At 66.8% G+C, this 1,384-nt stretch carries 2 protein-coding genes; both read right to left on the reverse strand.

Going from position 1 to position 1,384, the window contains the following annotated elements:
- Window positions 1-900 (reverse strand): bifunctional phosphatase PAP2/diacylglycerol kinase family protein (locus tag P2Q66_RS11410; protein WP_275728136.1); only part of this gene is annotated, 900 nt, incomplete at its 3' end.
- 148 nt (window positions 901-1,048) lie between these two features.
- Window positions 1,049-1,384: MFS transporter (locus P2Q66_RS11415; protein ID WP_345795630.1), on the reverse strand; the 336-nt coding region annotated here is incomplete at its 5' end.

The raw sequence follows: 1,384 nt of genomic DNA on the forward strand, positions 1-1,384 counted from the left end.
GAGGCTTCCTGTTCCTGCGTCGCGGGCAAAATGGTTGAGCGTCCCGCCCGGGAGGACCAGGAGGGGGATGGAACGTTCGACGGCGGCCGCGGCTGCTGCGCCCACCGTGCCGTCGCCTCCCCACACACCGAGGGCGCGGGTGCCCGGCCAGTCCGCAGTTGCAGCGATTTGCGCCAGCAGCTCATCCTCGGGCTGAACGGTGTTGATATGCGCCTTCGGGAATACTTCTTTGAGTGCGGCGGCCGTCTCTTCCCTGAACGAGCCACCCAGGGTGTTCACTACGATGCTCAGGCCCTCGCCTCCCGGCAGTTCGGGCGCAGGCGTCCAGGTCCGCGCGGGCTGCGGGAAGGGTGGACGGACCGGCCACCACCTGCGGGTTACCAACGCTGCTCCTGCCCCCAGCGCTGAGCCAAAGAAGACGTCCGAGGGCCAGTGCGCCCCGGTGTGGACCCGGGAGTAGGCCACCCCCAGGGCGGCCGGCGCCAGGGCAACGCCTAGGGCCGGCCGGACCAGGCCCACTCCCACGGCAAACGCCACGGCTGACGCGGAGTGTCCCGACGGCATGGAGGAGCTGGTGGGTTGGGGATGGACAAACCTGAACACCGGGAGGTGCTCTGGCAGCGGCCGGGTGCGGGGGAGCAGCGTTTTGAAGACGCCGTTGGTCACAGCCGATGCAACAGCCTGGGCCAGCAAACCATGCAGGGCTGCCCGGCGGGTCTTTCCCGGGAAAGCGGCCATCACGGCGGCCGCCGCAATCCAGAGCTTCCCATGGTTGCCCGAAGCCGAGAGCCTGCGGAAAAAGTCGTCGTGGTTGCCGCCCGGCAGATCGGAAACATGCTTTACAAGGTATTTATCCAGCCGGCCGACCCATCGATGGCTGTTACGCCATGTGCTGTGCATGCCCTCACCCTACCGCCATGGCAGGCACGGACGCCCCATCACCTTTGGGGCTTAAAACCCCAACGCTCCATCACCTGTTGCGGCGAAACCCGGAACGCTCTCTCACTTATGGCGGCGAAACTCGGAACGCTCTCGCAGGTCCAGCGGCTTACGTGGTTTCAGCCGCCTGCTTCGTTTTGAGCGGCTTGGCTGCACCGGCCAGCAAGAGTGCCAGGAGAATCGGGGCCAGGATCGCAAGCAACGCCAGGTGGATACCGGTGAGGTCCCCGAGGTACCCCAGCAGGGGAGGGCCGGCGAGGAACGAGATATAACCGAGTGTGGATACAACGGATACCCGTGCCGCGGCGTGCTTCGGGTCGTCGGCCGCGGCGGACATTCCCATCGGAAAGGCCAGCGCTGCTCCCACGCCCCACAGTGCAGCACCAGCTGCAGCCAGCCATACGTTCCCGGCGAGGACGAAGAGGCAAAGACCGGCGGCGGCGGC

Source organism: Arthrobacter sp. Cr_A7 (assembly GCF_029222765.1).
Lineage (GTDB): Bacteria > Actinomycetota > Actinomycetes > Actinomycetales > Micrococcaceae > Arthrobacter.